At 58.0% G+C, this 24,354-nt stretch carries 20 protein-coding genes and 2 pseudogenes; 7 read left to right on the top strand and 15 right to left on the bottom strand.

Translation table 11 applies throughout. The annotated features are described in order from the left end of the window. Window positions 1-120 precede the first annotated feature (120 nt). The 6 genes from ACOTZF_RS16070 to nasR form a co-directional block, all read right to left on the bottom strand. Window positions 121-2,598, bottom strand: coding sequence for a nitrate reductase (locus ACOTZF_RS16070; RefSeq protein WP_129318196.1), 2,478 nt, complete (start codon window positions 2,596-2,598; stop codon window positions 121-123). Further along, window positions 2,595-6,584 carry a nitrite reductase large subunit NirB gene (gene nirB / locus ACOTZF_RS16065; RefSeq protein ID WP_348563178.1) on the bottom strand — a complete coding sequence of 1,330 codons (3,990 nt, stop codon included), beginning with the start codon at window positions 6,582-6,584 and terminating at the stop codon, window positions 2,595-2,597. Before nirB ends, ACOTZF_RS16070 begins: the two co-directional genes overlap by 4 nt. 13 nt (window positions 6,585-6,597) lie before the next feature. Next, window positions 6,598-7,386 (bottom strand): ABC transporter ATP-binding protein, encoded by a 789-nt coding sequence (locus ACOTZF_RS16060; RefSeq protein ID WP_013096250.1) that lies wholly within the window; start codon window positions 7,384-7,386, stop codon window positions 6,598-6,600. 9 nt (window positions 7,387-7,395) lie between these two features. Continuing rightward, window positions 7,396-8,277 carry a nitrate ABC transporter permease gene (gene ntrB / locus ACOTZF_RS16055; protein WP_129251844.1) on the bottom strand — a complete coding sequence of 294 codons (882 nt, stop codon included), beginning with the start codon at window positions 8,275-8,277 and terminating at the stop codon, window positions 7,396-7,398. Between the two features lie 2 nt (window positions 8,278-8,279). Continuing rightward, on the bottom strand, window positions 8,280-9,527 hold the full coding sequence (locus ACOTZF_RS16050) for a CmpA/NrtA family ABC transporter substrate-binding protein (RefSeq protein ID WP_129318087.1): 1,248 nt from the start codon (window positions 9,525-9,527) through the stop codon (window positions 8,280-8,282). A gap of 228 nt (window positions 9,528-9,755) precedes the next feature. Further along, window positions 9,756-10,940 carry a nitrate regulatory protein NasR gene (nasR, locus tag ACOTZF_RS16045; RefSeq protein WP_108453038.1) on the bottom strand — a complete coding sequence of 395 codons (1,185 nt, stop codon included), beginning with the start codon at window positions 10,938-10,940 and terminating at the stop codon, window positions 9,756-9,758. Between the two features lie 72 nt (window positions 10,941-11,012). Between nasR and ACOTZF_RS16040 the strand changes: the two genes are divergently transcribed. The 3 genes from ACOTZF_RS16040 (at window position 11,013) to ACOTZF_RS16030 (ending at window position 13,709) form a co-directional block, all read left to right on the top strand. After that, window positions 11,013-11,366 carry a DsrE/DsrF/TusD sulfur relay family protein gene (locus tag ACOTZF_RS16040; protein WP_020690905.1) on the top strand — a complete coding sequence of 118 codons (354 nt, stop codon included), beginning with the start codon at window positions 11,013-11,015 and terminating at the stop codon, window positions 11,364-11,366. A gap of 106 nt (window positions 11,367-11,472) precedes the next feature. Continuing rightward, window positions 11,473-13,257: a methyl-accepting chemotaxis protein gene (locus ACOTZF_RS16035; protein ID WP_129251848.1), complete on the top strand. Its 1,785-nt coding sequence runs from the start codon at window positions 11,473-11,475 to the stop codon at window positions 13,255-13,257. 212 nt (window positions 13,258-13,469) lie between these two features. Next, window positions 13,470-13,709, top strand: a complete 240-nt coding sequence (locus ACOTZF_RS16030; RefSeq protein ID WP_013096243.1) for a DUF1883 domain-containing protein — start codon at window positions 13,470-13,472, stop codon at window positions 13,707-13,709. 41 nt (window positions 13,710-13,750) lie between these two features. Here ACOTZF_RS16030 and ACOTZF_RS16025 read toward each other — a convergent pair whose 3' ends face one another. Continuing rightward, window positions 13,751-14,446 carry a gamma-glutamylcyclotransferase gene (locus tag ACOTZF_RS16025; RefSeq protein ID WP_013096242.1) on the bottom strand — a complete coding sequence of 232 codons (696 nt, stop codon included), beginning with the start codon at window positions 14,444-14,446 and terminating at the stop codon, window positions 13,751-13,753. 177 nt (window positions 14,447-14,623) lie between these two features. After that, the gene (gene chaB / locus ACOTZF_RS16020) at window positions 14,624-14,854 is read right to left on the bottom strand and encodes a putative cation transport regulator ChaB (RefSeq protein WP_013096240.1); all 231 of its coding nucleotides are present in this window, start codon (window positions 14,852-14,854) and stop codon (window positions 14,624-14,626) included. A 270-nt stretch (window positions 14,855-15,124) separates the two neighbouring features. Here chaB and chaA point away from each other — a divergent pair, with 270 nt between their 5' ends. Then, the gene (chaA, locus tag ACOTZF_RS16015; protein WP_029882731.1) at window positions 15,125-16,225 is read left to right on the top strand and encodes a sodium-potassium/proton antiporter ChaA; all 1,101 of its coding nucleotides are present in this window, start codon (window positions 15,125-15,127) and stop codon (window positions 16,223-16,225) included. A gap of 89 nt (window positions 16,226-16,314) precedes the next feature. Here chaA and kdsA read toward each other — a convergent pair whose 3' ends face one another. From kdsA to hemA, 7 genes and pseudogenes are all read right to left on the bottom strand, one after another. Beyond that, on the bottom strand, window positions 16,315-17,169 hold the full coding sequence (kdsA, locus tag ACOTZF_RS16010) for a 3-deoxy-8-phosphooctulonate synthase (protein ID WP_094084405.1): 855 nt from the start codon (window positions 17,167-17,169) through the stop codon (window positions 16,315-16,317). Between the two features lie 36 nt (window positions 17,170-17,205). After that, window positions 17,206-18,015 carry an invasion regulator SirB1 gene (sirB1, locus tag ACOTZF_RS16005; RefSeq protein ID WP_013096236.1) on the bottom strand — a complete coding sequence of 270 codons (810 nt, stop codon included), beginning with the start codon at window positions 18,013-18,015 and terminating at the stop codon, window positions 17,206-17,208. A gap of 3 nt (window positions 18,016-18,018) precedes the next feature. Next, a pseudogene (locus ACOTZF_RS16000) lies at window positions 18,019-18,161 on the bottom strand (siroheme synthase); the annotation flags it as partial. A 123-nt stretch (window positions 18,162-18,284) separates the two neighbouring features. Further along, a pseudogene (locus ACOTZF_RS15995) lies at window positions 18,285-18,383 on the bottom strand (siroheme synthase); the annotation flags it as partial. Beyond that, the gene (gene prmC, locus ACOTZF_RS15990; RefSeq protein WP_040022154.1) at window positions 18,353-19,189 is read right to left on the bottom strand and encodes a peptide chain release factor N(5)-glutamine methyltransferase; all 837 of its coding nucleotides are present in this window, start codon (window positions 19,187-19,189) and stop codon (window positions 18,353-18,355) included. The pseudogene ACOTZF_RS15995 and the gene prmC, both read right to left, overlap by 31 nt. Then, window positions 19,189-20,271 carry a peptide chain release factor 1 gene (prfA, locus tag ACOTZF_RS15985; protein ID WP_013096233.1) on the bottom strand — a complete coding sequence of 361 codons (1,083 nt, stop codon included), beginning with the start codon at window positions 20,269-20,271 and terminating at the stop codon, window positions 19,189-19,191. The genes prmC and prfA overlap by 1 nt, the downstream gene beginning before the upstream one ends. 41 nt (window positions 20,272-20,312) lie before the next feature. Beyond that, the gene (gene hemA, locus ACOTZF_RS15980; RefSeq protein WP_013096232.1) at window positions 20,313-21,569 is read right to left on the bottom strand and encodes a glutamyl-tRNA reductase; all 1,257 of its coding nucleotides are present in this window, start codon (window positions 21,567-21,569) and stop codon (window positions 20,313-20,315) included. Between the two features lie 201 nt (window positions 21,570-21,770). Here hemA and lolB point away from each other — a divergent pair, with 201 nt between their 5' ends. From lolB to prs, 3 genes are all read left to right on the top strand, one after another. Next, on the top strand, window positions 21,771-22,382 hold the full coding sequence (gene lolB, locus ACOTZF_RS15975) for a lipoprotein insertase outer membrane protein LolB (protein WP_013096231.1): 612 nt from the start codon (window positions 21,771-21,773) through the stop codon (window positions 22,380-22,382). After that, complete coding sequence (gene ispE / locus ACOTZF_RS15970; RefSeq protein WP_020690900.1) at window positions 22,379-23,248, top strand: 4-(cytidine 5'-diphospho)-2-C-methyl-D-erythritol kinase; 870 nt, start codon at window positions 22,379-22,381, stop codon at window positions 23,246-23,248. Before lolB ends, ispE begins: the two co-directional genes overlap by 4 nt. Before the next feature lie 127 nt (window positions 23,249-23,375). After that, on the top strand, window positions 23,376-24,323 hold the full coding sequence (gene prs / locus ACOTZF_RS15965) for a ribose-phosphate diphosphokinase (protein ID WP_003856663.1): 948 nt from the start codon (window positions 23,376-23,378) through the stop codon (window positions 24,321-24,323). The last annotated feature ends 31 nt before the right edge of the window (window positions 24,324-24,354 follow it).

Genomic DNA, 24,354 nt, shown 5'->3' with positions numbered 1-24,354 from the left:
ACCTGTGTTTATGAGGCAACGCTTTTAATGTTAACGCGATAAGCTGTGAAATGCAGTCTTAGCGCAAATTTCAGGAATATCCTGAACATTATTGTCGCCTTACCCGACACTCTTAGACCATTATCCAAACAGCCCTTTCAGCTCCGGCACGCAGGAACCGCAGTTGGTGCCACACCGTAGTTTCGCCCCCAGCGCTGCAACGGAATCGCACCCGCCGACAATCGCCTCCCGTATCGCATTTTCCCCGACGCAGTAACAGCTGCAGATAATGCGTCCCGGATCGACACTCTCCCCCGCGCCCGCGCCGTTCAGGAGCGCATGCCGCTCCGCAAGCGTCTCTGGAGCCCGACGGAAAGCCTCTTCAATAGTCGCATGCGCCAGCGCTGGCAACGTAGTCCCTTCCCAGAATCCGAGCATCAGCTCGCCGTTATGCCATGCCAGTACGCTGCTGCGCGCATCCGTCCGGGCAAGTTGCAGCTGCCAGCCCTGCTGTTCAGCATACTCTTTCACCCACGGCATCAACGGTTCGTCAGCCGCCACCGTCAGGCGTGATGCTTTGCGCCACCAGTGTACCGAAGGCGGCAGTTCCGGCAGCACACGGGCATACAGCTCTCCCTGCCATTCAGGCTGCCATGGCATGATCCTGACGGCGGTCTGTTTACTCTCCGGCTGGCCGGACTGCGGATCGCAGCGCCCTGCCACCAGCGTATTAACCTTTCCCTGACGGGCAAACTGCGCATTCCAGTGCATGGGCGCGAATACTTCCCCCTCCCTTTGTCCATCGTTGATACGTACTTTTGCCACCATCACTCCACGCGGAGAACTGATCCGTGCCAGTTGCCCGTCGCAAAGGGCGAAACGCGCGGCATCTGCGGCGCAGATCTCAACGCAGGGCTCAGAGATATGCTGCATCAGCCCGGGAACATATCCCGTACGGGTCATGGTATGCCATTGATCGCGGATGCGTCCGGTATTCAGCAGCAACGGATATAACGCATCTGGCACCGCGCCGTGCGGACGCGGGTCAACGGGCACCATATTCCGGTGGGGAAAATCGCCCGCCGCCCACTGATAAGGCTCAAGCTGATCCCAGGCCTCACGGGTAAGCCCCGCCAGCGCATGCAGATTAAACGCCCGTGCCCCGTCATTCTCAAATGCCGACAGCGCCGCATGTTCACAAAAAATTTCCTGCGGATGTTCCCAGGCAAAGGCCTCACCATAGCCCAGCTGTTTCGCCACCTGGGCAACAATCCACCAGTCCGGTTTTGCCTGGCCCGGGGCAGCCAGAAAGGCGCGCTGGCGCGAAATCCGCCGTTCGGAGTTGGTGACCGTACCGTTTTTCTCTCCCCAGCCCAGCGCCGGGAAACGAATATGGGCGTAGCGGCTGGTGTCGGTCTCCTGCATCACCTCAGAGACAATGACCAGCGGACAGTTCGCCAGCGCCTGGCATACCGCGTGACTATCCGGCAGCGAGACAGCCGGATTGGTGCCCATGATCCATACCGCCTTTACCTCACCGCGGGCAATGGCGTCAAACAGCTCAACGGCCATCAGGCCCGGCGTTTGCGCCAGCCGTTCTGTTCCCCAGAAACGCGCCACCCGCAAGAGATCGTCCGGCTCGAAGTTCATATGCGCCGCCAGTTGATTCGCGAGGCCACCCACTTCCCGTCCCCCCATCGCGTTTGGCTGGCCGGTCAGCGAAAACGGCCCGCAGCCCTGACGGGCAAATTTCCCGCTGGCAAGATGGACGTTAATGATGGCGTTGCACTTGTCGCTGCCGCTGGAAGACTGGTTGATCCCCATGGTGTAGAGCGTAATGGCACGCGGCGCCGTGAGGAACCAGTCGTAAAACGTGGCAATCTCCTGTGCATCAAGACCACAAAACCCGGCCACGCGGGCAATCGGCCAGTCGTCAGTACCCTGAATCAGGTTGAGCAAACCGACAAACAGCCCGGCGTCACTGCCGGGCGCGAGCGCCAGATGCAGGTCGGCGATATCACAGGTGGCGGTTTTACGCGGATCGATCACCACCACTTTCATTTGCGGATTGTTTTGCCGCGCCTGAACCAGCCGCTGATAAAGCACCGGATGCGTCCATGCCGCGTTTGAACCCACCAGCACCACCAGATCGCTGTTCTCCACGTCCTCATAGCTGCACGGCACCACATCTTCGCCAAATGCGCGCTTATAGCCTGCTACCGCCGACGACATGCAGAGCCGCGAGTTGGTATCGATGTTCGCCGCGCCGATAAACCCTTTCATCAGCTTATTGGCAGCGTAGTAATCCTCGGTGAGTAGCTGGCCGGAGGCGTAAAACGCCACCGCCTGCGGCCCCCAGGTGTCGATAATCGCCCGCAGCCGCTCGCCAGCCGCGCTTAACGCCTGCGGCCAGTCCACCTCCAGCCCGTCCACCGCCGGGTGCAACAGCCGCCCCTGCAGGCCCGTGGTTTCACCTAACGCCGCGCCTTTGACGCACAGCCGTCCAAAACTGGCGGGATGGCGTTCATCGCCGCGCACCGTGACCTTGTCGCCCTCAACCCGGGCCACCACGCCGCAACCGACGCCGCAGTACGGGCAGGTTGTTCGGGTTCCATTCATGATGCCTCCGCACGGACCAGCAACGCGTCGTTCCCCACCCACACCTTGCCGTTTTCGATTTTCACCGGCCAGGCGCGCACCGCAGGCTCACCGTTATCCACCTGGCAGCCGTCGCGCAGGCGAATACGCTGTTTATAGAGCGGCGAGATGACCACCGGCTCACCCGCCGCATCGCCAAGAATACCGCGTGACAGCACGTTCGCATCGCTGCCTGGCTCCTGATCGTCAAGGGCATAGACCGATTTGCCAAAACGGAACAGCGCGATCGGCTTACGCCCCAGCCGGGCGCCGATCCCCGCCTGCTCCGGGATCTCATCCAGACCGCAAATTTCCTGCCAGCGTTTGTTCTCTTCCGTCGCCGGACCGTTCACCGCCGTGCGGAACAGCGCCAGACGGTTCGGATCGTTAAGCGTGGTCTGCCATTCACACTGATACGTTTCCACCACACGGGCCATCTCCTGCTCCAGCTCCTGCGCAATACCGAGGCTATCGTCGAGGATCACCTCCCGCAGATAGTCGAGACCGCCTTCAAGGTTGTCCATCCAGGTGCTGGTCCGCTGCAGGCGATCCGCCGTGCGAATGTAGAACATCAGAAAACGGTCGACGGTACGGATCAGCGTCTCTTCATCCAGATCGCTGGCGAAGAGATCCGCGTGTCGCGGCTTCATGCCGCCGTTGCCGCACAGATAAAGATTCCAGCCCTTGTCCGTGGCGATCACGCCGACATCTTTGCTTTGCGCCTCGGCACACTCGCGGGTACAGCCGGACACCGCCATTTTGATTTTGTGCGGCGCGCGCAGCCCCTTGTAACGGTGCTCCAGTTTGACCGCAAGGCCGGTGGAGTCCTGCACGCCATAGCGGCACCAGGTTGACCCGACGCAGGATTTCACGGTACGCAGGGATTTACCGTACGCATGCCCGGTTTCAAATCCGGCCTCCACCAGCGCCTGCCAGATCTCCGGCAACTGCTCCAGCGTGGCACCAAACAGGTCAATACGCTGTCCCCCGGTGATCTTGCTGTACAGCCCGTAGCGCTTTGCGATCTGCCCGATAGCAATCAGCCCGTCGGCCGTTACTTCCCCGGCGGGCATGCGCGGCACGATGGAGTACGTTCCGTCCTTCTGAATATTGGCAAAGTAGCGGTCGTTGGTGTCCTGCAGCGGCAGATGCGCCGGTTTCAGCAGGTATTCGTTCCAGCAGGAAGCCAGCACTGACCCCACCAGCGGTTTACAGATCTCACAGCCGTGCCCTTGGCCGTAGCGGCTAATCAGCTGGTCGAAGGTACGAATATGGTTGACGCGCACCAGGTGGTATATCTCCTGACGCGAGTACGGGAAGTGCTCACAGATATCTTTTTTCACCTCCACGCCCTGCTCAGCCAGTTGGAACTCCATCACCTGTTTCACCAGCGCGCTGCACCCACCGCACCCGGTCGCCGCTTTGGTGCACTGCTTGATGGCACCGATCTCCGTCGCACCGGCGCTTACTGCCTGGCAGATATCGCCTTTGCTGACGTTATGACAGGAGCAGATCTGCGCGCTGTCCGGCAGTGCCGCCACCCCCAGCGCTTTTGGCGCGCTACCGGAGAAGGCTGGCAAGATGAGCGTTTCAGGCTCTTTTGGCAGGCTGATTCCGTTAAGCATCATCTGCACCAGCGTGGCGTATTCGCTGGCATCCCCCACCAGCACGCCGCCGAGCAGGGTTTTGTTGTCATGGCTAACGACAATTTTTTTATAGATTTGCTGCGGGCCGTGGGTCCACTGGTAGCTCAATGCCCCCGGCGTACGGCCATGGGCATCCCCAAACGAGGCCACGTCCACGCCCAGCAGCTTAAGTTTGGTGCTCATATCCGCGCCGGTGAAGGATTTCTCCTCACCCGCCAGCTTGGCCGCCGCCACGCGTGCCATCTGGTAACCCGGCGCCACCAGACCGAAGATTTTACCTTCCCACAGCGCACATTCCCCGATGGCGAAGATGTCCTTATCTGAGGTCTGGCAGGCGGTATCAATGCAGATCCCGCCACGCTCGCCGATCGCCAGGCCGCTGCTGCGCGCCAGCGCATCCTGCGGGCGGATCCCGGCAGAGAAGACCACCATATCGGTGTCCAGCTGTTCACCGTCGGCAAAACGCAGGACCAGTCCGTCGTCAGTGGCCGCAATTTCAGTGGTGGCTTTGCTCGTGTGAACCCCGACGCCGAGCGCTTCAATTTTTTTACGCAGCATCGCCGCGCCGTCGTTGTCGAGCTGTACCGCCATCAGGTTGGGGGCGAATTCCACCACGTGGGTTTCTAGCCCCAGTTGTTTGAGGGCGTTGGCCGCCTCCAGCCCGAGCAGGCCACCGCCTATGACCACGCCGCGTCGGGATCCCTTCGCATGCGCGGCAATGTTATCGAGATCGTCCAGCGTACGGTAGACAAAGCAGCCCGGTAGCGTGTTGCCCGGCACCGGCGGCACAAACGGATATGAGCCGGTCGCCAGCACCAGTTTGTCCCAGTGGATTTCGTGACCGCTGGCGGTACGCACCACGTGCGCGTCGCGATCGATGGCGATAATTTGCTGCGACAAACGCAACTCTATGCCGTGTCTGGCAAAGAAATCGCCCTCCACCAGCGAGAGGGACTCCGCGCTGCGGCCGCCAAAATACTCTGAGAGATGTACGCGGTCGTAAGCGGCATAACGCTCTTCGCCAAAGACGACAATCTGGTATTGCTGATGCAGATTGCGGTTTACGCAGTCTTCAAGAAAATGGTGGCCGACCATACCGTGCCCAACCACCACCAGAGTAGGTTTTGTCATAGCGTTCTGTCCTGCAACCTGCGGTTGCGTCGTAGTGAATCGATCGAACAGCCAGTCCACGTGTGCGGGCGCAGCCGTTGCCAGTAAATCGGTAAATGTTGCCGCGCTGCGGCAATCTCCCATCAGCAGTACGCCAGCCAGCGCACCGCGATGAATCAGTAAGCGACGGTATTGACGGGTCAGCGGATCCCACGCGTCCCAGACCGTATCCTCCGGTTGCGCCGTTACGCGCCCGGCGCTGAAGAGCTCCACACCGGTAACCTTCAGGCGCATCCCGCTGTCGGTATGGGCAAAAGGCACAGGAGCGTCCCCTGCCAGCCGGGCGGCGAGAATGTCCGCCTGTGCCAGGCAGGGGGCAACCAGGCCAAACGTCTGACCGTCGATTTCGCAGCACTCCCCAATGGCGCTAATAGCCGGGACGGAGGTATTCATCTGCTGGTCGACCACAATGCCACGGGCGCAGCGAATACCGCTGGCACTTGCAAGGGCGATGTTGGGCTGCACGCCGGTAGCCAGCACCACGCGCGCGGCGCTAACCTGACGTCCGTTGTGTAGCGTCACTGAATCAGGCGCGATTGCCGCGATCCCGGACGACAGCTCGCAGCGCACGCCGCGCTCCGCCAGCGCAGCCTCCAGCAGCAGCCCCGCCTGCCGATCCAGCTGTTGTTCCATCAACCACGGTCCGCGATGCACCAGCGTGACGTTGTCACAAGTTTGTGCCAGCGCCGCTGCCGTCTCAACGCCCAGCACGCCGCCGCCCAACACCACCGCTGGCCCCGGGATCTGCGCAATGGCTCGCGTATCCTCAAGGCGGCGGAAGGTAAAGACGTGTGGCGCATCGCCCCCGGGGATCGGCGGCACGAACGGTATCGACCCGGTGGCGAAGACCAGTTCATCCCACCCCAGCGTGGTCTGCGCGGTACGGATTTCCCGTTTCACCACGTCCACGGCGAGCACCTTTTGCCCCCTGAGCACCGTGACGCCGCGCTCGCGGTACCAGTCATCGTCCTGCAGGCGGATCTGTTCCGGACGTTTTTCCCCACCCAGCACCGGCGAAAGCTGGATGCGGTTGTACGCATGCTCAGGCTCCTCACCCAACACGGTGATCGCGAAGCGGCCAGGCGCACGCCCGGTCAGCGAGGCAATCAGCCGTGTTGCTGCCATTCCATTGCCGATAATGACCAGTCGCATCGTGGTGCCCCCACTACGCCGCTTTGGGCTGTTTTTCATAGAGGAAATGGAGGATCTGCTGGCGCATGTGGTGGTAGCGGCTGTCGTCCGCCAGCTGCACCCGGTTACGCGGACGCGGCAGGTCAACCTCCAGGATTTCGCCGACGGTCGCCGCCGGGCCGTTGGTCATCATCAGCACGCGGTCAGAGAGCAGCACCGCTTCGTCCACGTCGTGGGTGATGAGCACAATGGTGGTGTTGAGCGCCTGCTGGATTTGCATCACGGAGTCCTGCAGATGGGCACGCGTCAGGGCATCCAGCGCGCCAAACGGTTCATCCATCAGCAACACTTTCGGCTTCATCGCCAGCGCACGGGCAATGCCCACGCGCTGCTTCATGCCGCCTGAGATTTCCCCCGGGCGTTTATGCAGGGCGTGCCCCATCTGCACGCGATCGAGGTTGTGTTCAATCCACTCACGACGCTCCGCCTTGCTCATGGTGTGGCGGAACACCTGATCGACCGCCAGCGCAACGTTGTCGAAACAGGTCAGCCACGGCAGCAGGGAGTGGTTCTGAAAGACCACCGCACGCTCCGGTCCCGGACCCGCAATTTCACGGTTGTCGCAAATCAGTCCCCCTTCCGTCGGCAGGGTGATCCCGGCGATTAAGTTCAGCAGCGTTGATTTGCCGCAGCCGGAGTGGCCAATCAGGCTCACGGTTTCCCCTTCGTGGATATCAAACGAGACGTTCTGCAGCGCCAGAAATTCACCGCTGGCGGTAGAAAAACGCTGGCTTACGGCCTGGACCTGAATGATTGGTTTCATATTCGCTCCTTATTTTTCCTGCCAGCTAAAGCGACGGGCGATCAGCATCAGCCCCTGCTCCAGCAGTAACCCGACCACGCCAATGATGACGATGGCGATGAGAATGTTTTCTACGTTGAGGTTGTTCCACTCATTCCAGATCCAGAAACCGATCCCCAAGCCGCCTGTCAACATTTCGGCGGCGACAATCACCAGCCAGGCGATACCGATGGAAAGACGTACCCCGGTCAACACCGCCGGCAGCACCGCCGGGAAGAGGATCCGACGCAGAATGGTCCACTCAGAAAGCTGCAGCACGCGGGCGACATTGAGGTAATCCTGCGGAATACGGAGTACCCCTTCGGCGGTGTTAATCACCATTGGCCAGATCGAACAGATAAAAATGGTCCAGCTGGAAGCCGGCTCTGCTTTCTGGAACAGCAGCAGGCCGATAGGCAGCCAGGCCAATGGGCTGACCGGGCGCAGCAGCGCAATCAGCGGGCTGAACATGCGTGAGAAAAAGGTGAAACGGCCAATCAGAAAACCGAGCGGGATACCGACTAACGCGGCCAGGCCAAAGCCCACCGCCACGCGCTGCAGGGAGGCAAGTACGTTCCAGCCGATCCCCATGTCGTTTGGCCCGTCGCGATAAAACGGATCGGCAAACAGGGTGATGGCAGAATCCAGCGTGCTCAGCGGCGTCGGGAAGCCTTTGCTGTTGATTGCCGCCAGTTGCCAGAGCACCACCAGCAGCCCCAGCCCCAGCAGCGCCGGAACGATACGCTGGAGCACGTCGTTAATCCGACGGGCAATCGCCGGAGGACGACGGCGAACCTGAACCGGTGGCAGGGTAATCACCTCGCCACTCACCGGCGTCTCGTGTTTTGCTTTCGTGCTGTGCAGATGCTGCATAATCAGGCCCCTTTACGGTGAATAGCGAAGCGGTTGGCATAGCCTTCAGGATCGGTACCGTTCCAGACGGTGCCGTCCATCAGGGTGCTACTGCGTAGTGGTGAAGTCGGTGTGGTAATGCCCCCCACCGCGGTGGCAGCATCCTGCCAGACCGCCGTCTGGTTGATACGCCGGGCAATGTCGACATAGTCCGGTGCAGATTTAAGCAAGCCCCAGCGGCGGAACTGGGTTAAGAACCACATGCCGTCGGAGAGATACGGGTAGCTCACAGCCCCCTCGTTGAAGAAACGAATCGGATGCGCGTCCTGCCAGCGCGTGCCCACCCCGTTGTCGTACTCACCCAGCATCCGTCCGGTGAGGTACTGCTCTTTGGTGTTCAGCCATGCGCGACGCGAGAGGATCTGCGCCGTTTCACGTTTGTTTTCCGGTGAAGCGTCGATCCAGCGCGCGGCGTCCAGTACTGCGCTCACCAGTGCCCGCGCGGTGTGCGGATTTTTCTCCACCCAGTCGCGACGGGTACCGAGGATTTTTTCCGGGTGGTCAGCCCAGATAGACTGCGACGTTGCAGCGGTAAAACCGATGCGATCGTTAATGGCCCGGGCATTCCACGGCTCGCCGACGCAAAAGCCGACCATATTGCCAATACGCATGTTCATCACCATCTGCGACGGCGGTACCACCACGGTGCGAACATCGTCAAACGGGTTAATGCCCGCACTGGCCAGCCAGTAGTAGAGCCACATGGCGTGCGTGCCCGTCGGGAAGGTATGCGCGAAGGTGTACGTGCCCGGTGCCTGCTGACCAATCAGTTTCTTCAGCCCGTCGAGATCGCGAACGCCCTTCTCTGCCAGATCGGCAGAGAGCGTAATCGCCTGGCCGTTCTGGTTGAGGGTCATCAGATTCGCCATCTGCTGTGGCTTACCGGCGATCCCCAGTTCCAGTCCGTACAGCAGACCGTAAAGAATGTGCGCCGCGTCCAGCTCCCCCGCGACTAACTTATCGCGCACGGCCGCCCAGCTCGCCTCTTTGGTGGGCACGATGGTAATGCCATGCTTTTTATCGAACCCTTTCAGCGCCGCGATGACCACCGGAGCGCAGTCGGTCAGCGGGATAAACCCGATGCGCACCGTCTCCTGCTCGGGTTTATCCGAGCCTGCCGCCCACGCGGCCTGCATGACACCCGGCAACAACATTGCACTGCTCGCCAGCACGCTGGCCTGCAAAAACCGCCGTCTCGACAAATCCGCCATGACCACTCCTGAAAAAAAGACAAAAAAAAGCGCCCGACAGTGCCGAAGCACCGCTGGACGCCTTTATCCCGAAGACTGATGCACCGCCGTTGGCGCACCGTCAAAATTGGTTACTGAAATAATGCAAAGCTAATGCCAGGTTTTAATGCCTTGTTTTTATGGCTTTTGCCCCACTGGCTCTGCAAAAACGCACCTCAATCAGGCACAACGTGCCCACTGATTGTGCAGCTACTCCTTAGGGGTTAGCTGCCACAATCGCTTCACGGTAAGCAGCGCGCGGGCGATATCCACCATGCGCTGGTTCTTGTCCATCGCCATTTTGCGCAGCGCCGTCCACGCCTGTTCCTCACTCATATTGTGGTGGGTCATCAGCACGCTTTTGGCTTTATCAATGGTCTTGCGCTCTTCCAGCGTATCGCGCAGCGTCGCGAGCTGGCGGGAAAGCTGTTCTATTTCACGAGCCTGCTGGCGAACCAGCGGCAGCAAAGGTTTATCCGGATAAAGCGCGAGCGGATCGTCATTCTCATCGGCACTTACCGGATGTTGAGGGTCATGATGGATACGCTCATCAACCGCCAGCATCAGGTCGGCGATAACCATCTCCTCCAGGGTGCGCAGGTGCTCAAGACGCGACGTTTGCAGGGCGAACCAGTTCAGCGCCGTGTCGCCATTATCCGCAGCAGGCTGGCGGGTACAGGCCACACGCCGGAGTTGCTCCGTCTCGCGGTCGGGCTGACAGTCCCGGGAAAAGGTGCTCTGCACATCCGCCGGGCTGTGGCTTAAAAAGATCTCAAAACAGGCCTGCTGCCCGTCAATGCGATCCACCAGCCTCTGGCGGGTGACATCATCAAAAAAACCCTGCGTGAAGCCGATAGCCCCCAGCGCCCGCTCTTGTCCCGCCAGCTCTTTGCCCTGCATCAGGCTGTAGAGGGCAACAAAACGCCCCGCCAGTTGCGGATCGTCAATGCTGTCGTTGAGCTGCGGCACGATACTGAGCAGATGGCGAAGCATGCGACAGTAATGCTCCATCGCCTGCGGGGCGGTAACGGTTTGTTGGTTCACCCCTTCTCGCAGGGCGCGGAGTGATTCAAGGCTCTGCAACGCAGCGGCGATGCGCTCACACACGGCGCTGCCCGGCACTGGGGAGTGTCTATCCAGAATGCCATACAGTATGGTGAGATTTTCATCCACCAGAGCCCGGCTGGCTTTGCATTCGGGGGCATAGAGCTTACCCTGTGAGCAGAGCCAGACGTTTGATGCACCGCGCTCGCACTGTAGCATATGCACCAGCTGGCTAATGCCATTCACCAGTACGCCCAGCTGTGACAGCTTGCTGAGCTGCTCCTGGCGCAACGCCTTTGCGCGCTGGAGCCATTCGGTTGCACCCGACGAATTGCCAGCCATTAATGTCATGCTTACTCTCCCGGATAACCCTACCTGGGAGAATGAAGCAATATTCGTGCCTTAATATAAACAGGAGTTAACATGCAGAAGATTGTGATCGTCGCCAACGGGGCGGCCTACGGTAGCGAATCCCTTTTTAACAGCCTGCGTCTGGCCATAGCGCTGCGCGATAATGCGAGTGAGCTGGATCTGCGGATCTTTTTGATGTCCGACGCGGTCACCGCTGGCCTGAAAGGCCAAAAACCGGCAGAGGGCTACAACATTCAGCAGATGCTGGAGATCCTGACGGCGCAAAACGTGCCGGTTAAGCTCTGCAAAACCTGTACCGACGGGCGCGGTATCACCGGGCTGCCGCTGATTGACGGCGTGGAAATTGGCACACTTGTCGAGCTGGCCGAGTGGACGTTAGCCGCCGATAAAGTATTAACTTTTTAATAATAAACCCGTAAAAATATTATTTTCTTATGGACGCGGTTTCAGCATCAAGTTTACCTGCGGGGTTGCCGATAGGCATGGAAACAACACAGCAGGTATTTCACTTATGTTCAGATCGATTCGTGCTCGCATCATTGCCGCGACGACAGGCTGCCTGGTCGTCGCCCTTCTTCTCAATACCGTCATTAATTTCCAGGTCACGCGCCAGGATAATCAGCAGTCGCAGCGTGACATTCTGACCAGCACCAGCGCCAGCCATAACATGGCGATTGCCGACTGGGTGAAAAGCAAAATGACGGTCATTACCTCCGCCCAGAGCGTGGCGCTGAGTGACGACCCGGTACCGGTCTTTAAACAACTCGCCCAGGCGGGAGGCTTCACCAACGTCTATGTGGGCTATGCCACTAAAACGGCGAAATTCTCTGAGCCTGCGGGCGTGCCTGCGGATTATGACCCGACCATTCGCCCCTGGTATCAGCAGGTGGTCAGCCAGGACGGACCGGTGGTGACCGCGCCTTACGTGGACGCCGGAACCGGAAAACTGGTGGTAACTTTTGCGGTACCGGTAAAAGAAAACGGGACCCTGAAAGCGGTGGTGGCGGGCGACGTGGCCATGGATAGCGTGGTGGCTAACGTGCGCGGCATTCACCCGACCCCGGCCAGCAGCGGGTTACTTCTGAACAGCGACGGCAGCGTTATCGCCTCCAACGATCCGGCCCTGACGTTAAAACCGTTTGCTGAGACCATTACCGGCACCGATTTAGCGACCCTGAAAAGCGGTGAACCGGTTGATGGCACATTTGACGGCGGTGATAAAACCCTCGTGGCCACGGCCGTTCCGGGAACAAACTGGATGCTGGTGGTCGCGCTCGACAATAACGACGCCACCTCCGGCATGCGCTCGCTGCTGAAAGCCTCGGCACTCTCGCTGGTGATCCTCGCCCTGCTGAGCGGCGCGCTTGTCCACATCCTGATTGCCCGCCTGCTCAAGCGGTTGTCCGATATCCGCGACGCGATGCATAACATCGCCAACGGTACCAACGACCTCTCCCAGCGCCTGCCGGAGAGCGGTAACGACGAAGTGGCGCAAATTGCCCAGGCGTTTAACGCCTTTAGCGATAAGCTCTCGGTGGTGATGATCCAGCTGCGTGATGCCAGCGCCTCGGTGAAAAATGCCGCCCAGGAGATTGCGGCTGGCAACCAGGATCTCTCCGGGCGCACCGAGCAGGCAGCCTCCAGCCTGCGTGAAACCGCCAGCGCCGTAGAGCAGATCACCGCGTCGGTGACTCAGTCAAATGAGTCCGCGGCAGAAGCGAATGAACAGGCCAGTAAAGCCTCCGCTGCGGCCTCACGCGGCGGTGAGGTCGTTTCTCAGGCCATCAGCACCATGCAATCCATTGAAGTGGCTTCGGCAAAAATTGGCGATATCACCAGCGTGATTGATGGCATCGCCTTCCAGACCAATATCCTGGCGCTGAACGCCTCGGTGGAAGCGGCGCGCGCCGGTGAGCAGGGCCGCGGGTTTGCCGTGGTGGCAGGCGAAGTACGTAACCTGGCGAGCCGCAGCGCCCAGGCGGCGAAGGAGATCAAATCGCTTATCGACTCCACCACCGACAGCGTGGCAACCGGCTCCCGCTATGTACACCTGGCAGGGGAAAGCATGGATGAGATCCGCGCCAGCATCGGCAGCGTCTCGGGTATCATGCGTGAAATTTCCATCGCCACCAGCGAGCAGATGAAAGGCATCCATGAGATCAACCATGCTGTCACGCACCTCGACAGAATGGTGCAGCAGAACGCTGAACTGGTGGTGCAATCCGCCGCAGCCGCCAGCGCCCTGCAGAGCCAGGCGGGCGACCTTGCTGAAACTGCCGGACATTTCCGCATTTAATTTTCTTCTGGCGCGCCTTCACCGTGTAAATGCGCGCCAGCTGAATGCTTTCAGGTGTTTTGTCATTTTTGTTTAAACGTTATGCCATTTTTTGATCAAAATCAGCATCCCGACGCTCCCCCTTTGGTGTTATGCCATGAGTGAATTGTGAACAACATCACGCTCGGAAATGGCAGCAGGGAGAGCGTTGTTTAAGACTACGGGGTAAATAAATGGCACTGGTAAAAACAAGTTTGAAACTGTTTGGCGGGGATACGGTAGTGGTGCGTTGTTCAGAGCGCTGCCGTATTCATTTGATGAGTGCGAAGGCACAAAAACAATCGCAGGCAGATATCCTGACCGTGCAGGATGATAAGGCGTGGCTAACCGTCCCTTATACCGGCACATGGGATGTCCTGATTGACAGCCATAGTCAGTCACTCGAACACTCAGTCAGCTACGTGGCCGCTTAAAAACAGACGCCCGGTCTGCACTCTCGCAGCCGGGCGTATTATCAGGCAAAACCCGGACGCAGCGGGTTATTCAGCGGATTTCCTTCCAGCAGCGCTTTCACCTTCGCTACCAGCTCATTCAGACACTCGTCCTGCATGCCGAGGCGCGTCAGTTCCTGATCGAGTGAAAACAGATACTGCGCGTTTGTGCCGAGCGGTCCACTGGCCGCCGCAATCAACGGCGCGATCACCTGCGTGCGGGTATCCGCTTCATACAGGGGATGGCGCGGATCCATAATAAACACCAGCGCGTTGACGGTGCGTCCGTCATCAAGTTCCAGCTTGCACCAGCTTGGCATATAGCAGCCGGTGATCATCTCGCGCTTCCAGAGCAGCGTCAGCTCCTCTTCGAGGGTGGCATCCGGCAGGCGATACGCCACCCCCGTGGTGCGTCCGCCCTCTTTCAGTGCAAGCATACGTCCCGGCTGACAGGCACTTCCGCGTCCGGCGGTTAATCGCAGACAAAATGCGCGATGCCACCCCGGGAGCGTACCTGTCGCCGATTCGACAAATTCCAGAGCCGGGTTCCACATCAGCGAACCGTAGCCAAAAATCCATACCGGGCCATCATCCGGGCGGCAGGCAAGCGTGGCAGCGAGCGACGCCGCACGTTGTTCAGCTGACCAGAGAAGCGATTCCTCAATAGCACCAAATGCCGTCTTACAATCTGCCTTCATTAAGAAATCACGCGTTAACACTTTACACCTCCGCCACTGCATGCTTCCTTGCGACATCTCTAATTCACCTTCCCGGCATTATCTACTGGTCATTTTGCCAGCAGTTGAATAACGATAAGCAATTCGCGGGCCAGTTGCAATACAACGGCAGTTCAACCGCCTGAAAAGTCAAAATGAAGGCAGCTTATTATTTTACGGCTATTTCTTTTTATGCCATTTATCATCGTCTCCTTTCTCGTAGTCATGTTTTACTGCCGCCCAGGCCACTTTATGCGCCGTCTCTTCCCGGCTGGCATCGTCCCGACGATCGTCTTTATCTTTGTATTGATCCCAGGCGCTGTTAAACGCCTCTTTATAGATATCCTGCGCATGTGCGGGCAGTACGTTTTGCACGTTATCGGGTAAATCGCGTTTCGTTTTATATGGCATCGCTAACCTCTCTTTTGCTTAAAAAGATAAGTGTGGACGACGATGCTGCAAGCTGCCAGTCGCGGATCAATTTTGAAGAATTAATGAAGTTAATTACATGTTATTTAATATGTATTAATCAAAAATATGACATTATGGATATCAGGAGACTTAAAACAGGATTAGGGTAAAATTAAGTAAAAGATAAAGGGTATTTAACAGAGATCTGTTAATTTAATGACCTCAAAATTCTATCTATAATTACAAGCACCTGCATTGATGGAGAAGCACATGACAGCAGCACACGAGGCGGTAAAAACCCGCCACAAGGAGACGTCGCTCATTTTCCCGGTTCTGGCACTGGCTGTGCTGCTCTTCTGGGGAAGCAGTCAGTCACTGCCAGTGGTGGTTGGTATCAATATTCTTGCGCTGGTAGGGATTTTAACCAGTGCCTTTAGCGTGGTTCGCCATGCCGATGTCCTGGCCCACCGTCTGGGCGAGCCGTATGGATCGTTAATTCTCAGCCTTTCCGTTGTGATTCTTGAGGTCAGCCTCATTTCCGCGCTGATGGCGACCGGCGACGCCGCACCAACCCTGATGCGCGACACGCTCTATTCCATCATTATGATTGTGACCGGCGGTCTGGTGGGCTTTTCACTGTTGCTGGGCGGCCGTAAGTTCGCCACCCAGTATATGAACCTGTTTGGCATTAAACAGTATTTGATCGCCCTGTTCCCGCTGGCGATTATCGTGCTGGTCTTCCCGATGGCGTTGCCGGGAGCAAACTTCTCTACCGGTCAGGCGCTGCTGGTCGCATTGATTTCCGCCGCCATGTACGGCGTGTTCCTGTTGATTCAGACCAAAACGCACCAGAGTCTGTTTGTGTATGAGCATGAAGATGACAGCGACGACGATGACCCGCACCATGGCAAACCGTCTGCCCACAGCAGCGCGTGGCACACGGTTTGGCTGATCGTACATCTGATTGCGGTTATCGCCGTCACCAAGATGAACGCCAACCCGCTGGAGACACTGTTAACCGAGATGAATGCCCCGGTGGCCTTTACCGGCTTCCTGGTGGCGCTGCTGATCCTCTCGCCGGAAGGGCTGGGCGCGCTGAAAGCGGTGCTGAACAATCAGGTACAGCGCGCCATGAACCTGTTCTTCGGCTCGGTACTGGCGACCATTTCGCTTACCGTTCCGGTGGTGACGCTGATTGCCTTTATGACCGGTAACGAGCTGCAGTTTGCGCTGGGCGCGCCGGAGATGATTGTGATGATGGCGTCACTGCTGCTGTGTCAGATTTCGTTCTCAACCGGGCGCACCAATGTACTCAACGGCGCGGCGCATATGGCGCTGTTTGTGGCGTATCTGATGACGATATTTGCGTAGTTTTATCTGGTGCGGGCTGATATACCCTCACCCCAACCCTCTCCCACAGGGAGAGGGAGAAAAAAAACCCGCCGAAGCGGGTTTTTTTATTAGTTGCTGGTATCCAGCTCGTCGAAGCTCTTCACCAGATCGTCAATCGCTTTGATCTGTTTCAGGAACGGCTCCAGTTTGTCCAGCGGCAGCGCGGATGGACCGTCGCATTTCGCATTCGCCGGATCCGGGTGCGCTTCAATGAACAGACCCGCCAGGCCGGTCGCCATACCGGCGCGCGCCAGTTCGGTCACCTGCGCACGACGGCCACCTGACGCGGCGCCAAACGGGTCGCGGCACTGCAGAGAGTGGGTCACGTCAAAGATCACCGGGGACTGGTTAGAGACGTTTTTCATCACGGTGAAGCCCAGCATATCCACAACCAGGTTGTCGTAACCGAAGTTGGAACCACGGTCGCACAGGATCACCTTGTCGTTACCGCCTTCGATAAACTTATCGACGATGTTCCCCATCTGGCCTGGGCTCACGAACTGCGGCTTCTTCACGTTGATGACCGCACCGGTTTTGGCCATCGCTTCCACCAGGTCAGTCTGACGAGCCAGGAACGCTGGCAACTGAATAACGTCAACCACGTCAGCCACAGGCTGCGCCTGAGACACCTCGTGAACGTCGGTGATCACTTTCACGCCAAAGGTCTGCTTCAGTTCCTGGAAAATTTTCATCCCCTCTTCCAGGCCCGGGCCACGGTAGGAGTGAATGGAAGAGCGGTTGGCTTTGTCAAAAGAGGCTTTAAACACGTACGGGATGCCCAGCTTCTGGGTCACGGTCACGTAGTGCTCGCAAATACGCATGGCGAGATCGCGGGATTCCAGCACGTTCATACCGCCAAACAGCACGAACGGCAGGTCGTTTGCCACGTTGATATCACCAATGCTAACCACTTTTTGTTTCATAGGATCGCCTTATTCAGGTGTGAATCGGAATTAAGATTAATGCAGTGTAATTTGTTTGTGCGAGATCGCGTTGATCTGCGCGCGAATCATTTCGCTGATCGGGTCTTCCGGGCATTGCTCGACGAAATAGCTTAAATCGTTCAGCGCCACATGCTCGCAGTCGAGCTGGGCATAAATCAGCCCGCGGTCGCGAATTTCGTACGGGTCTTCCGGATTAAATTGCAGCAGCACTTCGCTGGCGCGCAAGGCCAGCTCCATCTGCCGCTCTTCCATCAGTGCAGATTTCAGCGTATCCAGCAGCTTGCGGATCACTTCGGCGTTATCGGCTTCGTCGAGATCTTCGTTAAAGAGCTCGGCCACCGGGCTGATATTACCTTTCAGCCAGACATCCAGCGTATGTTCATCCAGCGTATCGCCGTTAAACGGATTGATTAACCACATCTCCCCGTCCAGCCACTCGGCACGCAGGATCATCTGCGTCGGGAAAATGACCGGCACCAGTGGAATATCCAGACGGTGCGCGATCCACAGCAAAATAGAGCCCAGCGCAACGGCGCTGCCCTGACGATTTTTTAAGACCTGGTCCAGCCATAATGCGTCAGACAGGCGATACACGCCACGCGTGTCGCAGAAACCCCACTCGCCGTAGAAAAGCTCCAGCAGCTTTTCCAGTTGCCAGTCCTGCGGACGCGCCTGATTGATCTCTTCGCGCGCCAGGCTGACCAGACTTTCCAGCTCATCGTAGACATACTGCGACGTGAAATCGTCGCGAATCATCTCCGAAATCAGGATCATGCCATCGCAGAGCGGCACTTTATTAAATTCGAAATCGGCTAAGGACCTCATGACTTACCCCAGTAACGGTATTCTTGTGGTGGCGAGTTTAATGATGATGTACAGCACCACCAGACCCAGCAGAAAGGCGATAAACCCGACCTGCTGGCTGCGCGGACGACGACGTCCAGGCGCGATAAAACCCAAAACGATATATACCCATCATACTTCAAGCTGCATGCGCGTTGGCTGCGCTCGCTCACCTCAGTCACATAGTTAACTATGCTCCTGAGGACTCGCTCTCTTGCCGCCTTCATGCAACTCGAATTATTTTGGGTATAGATGATAACGCCAAACAGCTTTTCAGTCAGCCATGCGCCTTTATCAGTAAATGGCAGATAACCTGTTTTCACTGCCACTGCCACTGCCCCAGCGTCAGACGCTCGTTACCGCCGTAGTCGCGGCAGGTCTCGACAGCAGCATAACCCGTCTGCCTGAAGAGCCCACGCACCGCCTCCCCCTGCGTCCAGCCATGCTCCACCAGCAGCCAGCCGCCGGGCAGGAGATGTTGTCGTGACGTTGTCACAATGTGTTCCAGATCGGCCAGCCCTGCATTACCTGCGACCAGCGCCGTCAGCGGTTCAAAGCGAACATCCCCCTGCGCCAGGTGCGGGTCGTGTTCGTCGATATAGGGCGGATTACTGACAATCATCGCGAACGTCTGCTTCTCCAGCGCACTGAACCAGCTGCTTTGCATCACGGTCACATTAGTCACGCCCAGTCGCTCAACGTTACGCTGCGCCAGTGCCACCGCGTCGGGCATCACATCGACCGCCGTTACCGCGCAATCGGGCCGCTCGGTGGCGAGCGCCAGCGCGATTGCGCCAGTGCCCGTTCCGAGATCGAGAATGCGGCTGGCCACTGCGGGTAACCGCGCCAGCGCCTGCTCCACCAGACATTCGGTGTCGGGACGCGGAATCAGCGTCGCCGCTGAGACGAACAAGGGTAACGACCAGAACTCGCGCTCCCCGACCAGATGCGCCACCGGCTCGCCGGTTTTACGGCGGGCGAGCAGCGCGGCCAGTTGCGCTTCCTGCTCTACGGTCAGTTCAGTTTCACCGAAGGCCAGCAGATACGTGCGGGCTTTTCCCGTCACATATTCCAGCAAAATTTCGGCGTCGCGCTTCGGGCTTTCACTGTCAGGGAGCGCGCCAGTGGCCTGGCGTAACCAGCTCTGATAATCCATTATTCCTGCTCGGACAATGCCGCCAGCTGGTCGGCCTGGTATTCCTGCACGATAGGCTCAATCAGCATATCGAGCTTGCCTTCCATCACCTCATCCAGACGGTATAACGTCAGGTTGATGCGGTGGTCGGTCACGCGGCCCTGCGGGAAGTTGTAGGTACGGTTACGATCGCTACGATCGCCGCTGCCCAGCAGATTACGACGGGTTGACGCTTCCGCCTGCTGACGTTTTGCCATTTCCGCCGCGTGAATACGCGCACCCAGCACGGACAGCGCTTTGGCTTTGTTTTTGTGCTGAGAGCGTTCGTCCTGACACTCCACCACAATGCCGGTTGGCAGGTGGGTAATACGGATGGCGGAGTCGGTGGTGTTAACGTGCTGACCACCCGCCCCGGAAGAACGGAAGGTATCAATACGCAGATCCGCCGGGTTAATGTCCGGCAGTTCCGCTTCCGGCAGCTCTGGCATCACCGCAACCGTGCAGGCTGAAGTGTGAATACGGCCCTGCGACTCGGTCGCCGGTACACGCTGCACGCGATGGCCGCCGGACTCAAACTTGAGACGGCCATACACGCCGTCACCGCTGATTTTGGCGATCACCTCTTTAAAACCGCCGTGCTCGCCTTCGTTGGCGCTCATGATCTCCACGCGCCAGCGACGCGATTCGGCGTAACGGCTGTACATGCGGAACAGGTCTCCGGCGAACAGTGCCGCCTCATCACCGCCCGTTCCGGCGCGGACTTCCACAAACGCATTACGCTCGTCGTCTGGATCTTTCGGCAGCAGAAGCACCTGCAGCTGTTGCTCCATCTCTTCTGAGCGCGCTTTGGCATCCTGCAGCTCTTCCTGCGCCATTTCGCGCATTTCAGGATCGTCGAGCATCATCTGCGCGGTTTCGATATCTTCCTGAACCTGTTGCCAGTCGGTAAAGCATTTTGAAACATCACTTAACTGCGCATATTCACGCGACAGTGCGCGAAAACGTTCCTGGTCCGCAATGGTCCCGGCATCGCCGAGCAGCGCCTGGACTTCTTCATGGCGCTCGTGCAGAGCTTCCAGTTTAGCGACGATAGAAGGCTTCATAGGCGTAAGTGCACCTTGTAATAGAAAATGGGTATAGGGCGCTATTCCAGCCCGAGGCTGTTGCGCAGAATAGTCAGGCGTTCATCGTCCCCGTCACGGGCAGCCTGCTGGAGTGATTTGGTTGGTGCATGGATCAAGCGATTGGTCAGTTTCCAGGCCAGATCCTGCATAATAGCGTGTGCGTCGCCGCCCTGTTCCAGAGCTGCTAACGCTTTGGCAGTCAGGTCATCACGCACCTGCTCCGCCTGACCGCGATATTCGCGGATGGTCTCGCTGACGCTTTGCGCGCGCAGCCAGGCCATAAATTCACTGGCTTCCTGCTCGACAATGGTTTCCGCCTGCACCGCTGCCGCTTTACGCTGGGCAAGGTTGTGCGAAATGATGCTTTGCAGGTCATCCACGCTGTAGAGATAGGCGTTGGCCAGTTTGCCAACCTCCGGTTCGACATCACGCGGAACGGCGATATCCACCAGCAGCATTGGCTGATTACGACGGGATTTCAGCGCGCGCTCTACCATCCCTTTACCGATAATCGGCAGCGGGCTGGCGGTAGAACTGATGATGATATCCGCCTCTTTCAGGCGTTCGTCGATCTCGCTCAGCGCAATCACCTCGGCCCCGACTTCGTCTGCCAGCACCTGTGCACGCTCGCGGGTGCGGTTAGCGATAACCATCTTTTTCACTTTATGTTCGCGCAGATGGCGCGCCACAAGCTCAATGGTTTCGCCCGCGCCGACCAGCATCACGGTGACGGTCGACAGGGATTCGAAGATTTGACGTGCAAGAGTACAGGCCGCGAACGCAACAGAAACCGCACTGGCACCAATGTCGGTTTCGGTTCGCACACGCTTCGCCACGGAGAATGACTTCTGGAACATACGCTCCAGCTCGCTGGCTTTCAGATGCCCTTTTTGCGAATCCGCAAACGCTTTTTTTACCTGACCGAGAATTTGCGGCTCGCCCAGCACCAGCGAATCCAGACCACTCGCGACACGCATAAGATGGCTCACCGCATCGTTATCCTGATGCCAGTACAGGCTCTTACGCAGCTCGTCTTCGTTGAGATTGTGGTAGTCGCATAACCAGCGGATCAGCGCTTCATGCAGGTTATCCTGCTCTTCCACGCTTAAGTAAAGCTCGGTACGGTTGCACGTCGAGAGCACCACCCCGCCCTGCACCATCGGTTGTGCAAGCAGGCTATCCAGCGCCAGGTCGAGCGTATCCGGCGAAAACGTGACGCGTTCTCGCAGCGAAACCGGGGCGGTTTTGTGGTTGATGCCGAGTGCTAATAGGGTCATGTTGAGCGGGAGTAGTACCAGCGTTAATAAGGTTAGCAAGACGCATCATACAGGATGCGCGAGATCAATAAAAGAGACTGCCCCCTTTCGGAGTAATAGGTTACTCAACGCTTTGAGATAATTTGAACGTAGACGGTGACACCCTTCAACGCTAGCATTAACAGTTATAACTGCAACGTATCTCAAGGATTTGTCCTCATTATGACCCGACTGATTCGCCTGCTGCCGCTGGCAGCACTGGTTCTGACCGCATGTTCTGTCACTCAACCAAAAGGCCCGGGCAAAAGCCCTGACTCACCACAGTGGCGTCAGCACCAGCAGGACGTACGTAATTTAAGTCAGTACCAGACCCGCGGCGCGTTTGCTTATCTCTCTGACGAACAAAAGGTTTATGCCCGCTTCTTCTGGCAGCAAACGGGGCAAGATAACTACCGCCTGCTGCTGCTGAACCCGTTGGGCAGTACCGAGCTGGAGCTTAACGCTAAGCCGGGTGAAGCGCAGATCACGGATAACAAAGGCCAGCACTACACCGCCACCGACGCGGAAGAGATGATTGGCAAACTGACCGGAATGCCTATCCCGCTGAACAGCCTGCGCCAGTGGATCCTGGGCCTGCCGGGTGACGCCACCGACTACACCCTGGACGATCAGTACCGTCTGAGCCAGGTGAACTACACGCAGAACGGTAAAACCTGGAAGGTGGTGTACAGCGCCTATGACAGCAACAGTAAACCGTCGCTGCCGTCGAATATGGAGCTGACGCAGGGTAGCCAGCGCATCAAGCTGAAAATGGACAACTGGATCGTTAAATGATGACCCACTGGCCCTCTCCGGCAAAACTTAACCTGTTTTTATATATCACCGGCCAACGTGCTGACGGGTATCACACCCTGCAGACGCTGTTTCAGTTTATCGATTATGGCGACACGCTCTCGATTGAGCTGCGTCAGGACGGGCAGATCTGTCTGCTGACGCCGGTGGAAGGCGTAGCGCATGAGGATAACCTGATCGTGCGCGCCGCGCGTCTGCTGATGAACGCAGCGGCTGACACCGGGCGCTTGCCCGCCGGGAGCGGTGCGGATATTCGCATTGAGAAGCGTCTGCCGATGGGCGGTGGGCTGGGTGGCGGTTCATCCAATGCCGCGACCGTCCTGGTCGCCCTGAATCATCTCTGGGGCTGCGGATTGTCAACGGATGAACTGGCCGCGTTAGGGTTAACGCTGGGGGCGGATGTCCCGGTGTTTGTGCGCGGTCATGCTGCATTTGCTGAGGGGGTGGGTGAAATCCTCTCCCCGGTTGAACCGCCGGAAAAATGGTACCTCGTAGCCCATCCAGGCGTCAGCATTCCGACTCCGGTCATCTTCAAAGATCCTGAGCTGCCACGCAATACCCCGGCGCGGTCAATAGAAACGTTATTAAATTGTGAATTCAGCAACGATTGCGAGGTTATCGCAAGAAAACGTTTTCGCGAGGTTGATGCGGCGCTTTCCTGGCTGTTAGAATACGCGCCGTCGCGCCTGACTGGTACAGGGGCCTGTGTCTTTGCTGAATTTGACACCGAATCCGCCGCTCGTCAGGTGCTTGAGCAAGCGCCGGATTGGCTGCATGGTTTTGTAGCGCGCGGGATGAACACCTCCCCCCTACAGCAGGCCATTCTGGCGCAGACTGAGTTTCGGTGACAACGTCACCCTGTTCCAGACGTTGCATCGCGCTCTTTAATACACCGCCTGGATAGCATTTCGCCTGGCCCCGCACAGTTTGCGGCGAACGCTATCCACCACTGGACGCATGCCTGAGGTTCTTCTCGTGCCTGATATGAAGCTTTTTGCTGGTAACGCCACCCCGGAACTAGCACAACGTATTGCCAACCGCCTGTACACTTCCCTCGGCGACGCCGCTGTAGGTCGCTTTAGCGACGGCGAAGTCAGCGTACAAATTAACGAAAATGTACGCGGTGGTGATATTTTCATCATCCAGTCCACCTGTGCTCCAACGAATGACAACCTGATGGAATTGGTTGTTATGGTCGATGCCCTGCGTCGCGCTTCTGCAGGCCGTATCACTGCTGTAATCCCTTACTTTGGCTATGCCCGCCAGGACCGTCGCGTCCGTTCCGCGCGTGTGCCAATCACCGCTAAAGTTGTCGCGGACTTCCTGTCCAGCGTTGGCGTTGACCGCGTACTGACCGTTGACCTGCACGCAGAGCAGATTCAGGGCTTCTTCGACGTCCCGGTTGATAACGTATTCGGCAGCCCAATCCTGCTGGAAGATATGCTGCAGCTGAACCTGGACAACCCGATTGTGGTTTCTCCGGACATCGGCGGCGTGGTACGTGCCCGTGCTATCGCTAAGCTGCTGAACGATACCGACATGGCAATCATCGACAAACGCCGTCCGCGCGCTAACGTTTCTCAGGTGATGCACATCATCGGTGACGTTGCTGGCCGTGACTGCGTGCTGGTTGACGACATGATCGATACCGGCGGTACGCTGTGTAAAGCCGCTGAAGCGCTGAAAGAGCGTGGTGCCAAGCGCGTGTTCGCGTACGCGACTCACCCGATCTTCTCCGGTAACGCGGTAAACAACCTCCGTAACTCCGTCATTGACGAAGTTGTGGTATGCGATACCATCCCACTGAGTGACGAGATCAAGGCACTGCCAAACGTGCGTACCCTGACCCTGTCCGGGATGCTGGCCGAAGCGATTCGTCGTATCAGCAACGAAGAATCCATCTCTGCAATGTTCGAACACTAATCGAACACGGCCGAAAAACCCGCTGCGGCGG

The sequence above is a fragment of the Enterobacter cloacae complex sp. SHL021 genome, from assembly GCF_049237765.1.
Taxonomy (GTDB): Bacteria; Pseudomonadota; Gammaproteobacteria; order Enterobacterales; family Enterobacteriaceae; genus Enterobacter; species Enterobacter cloacae.
The sequence above is the reverse complement of the archived record's forward strand: the minus strand, read 5'-3'. Positions and strand labels throughout refer to the sequence as shown.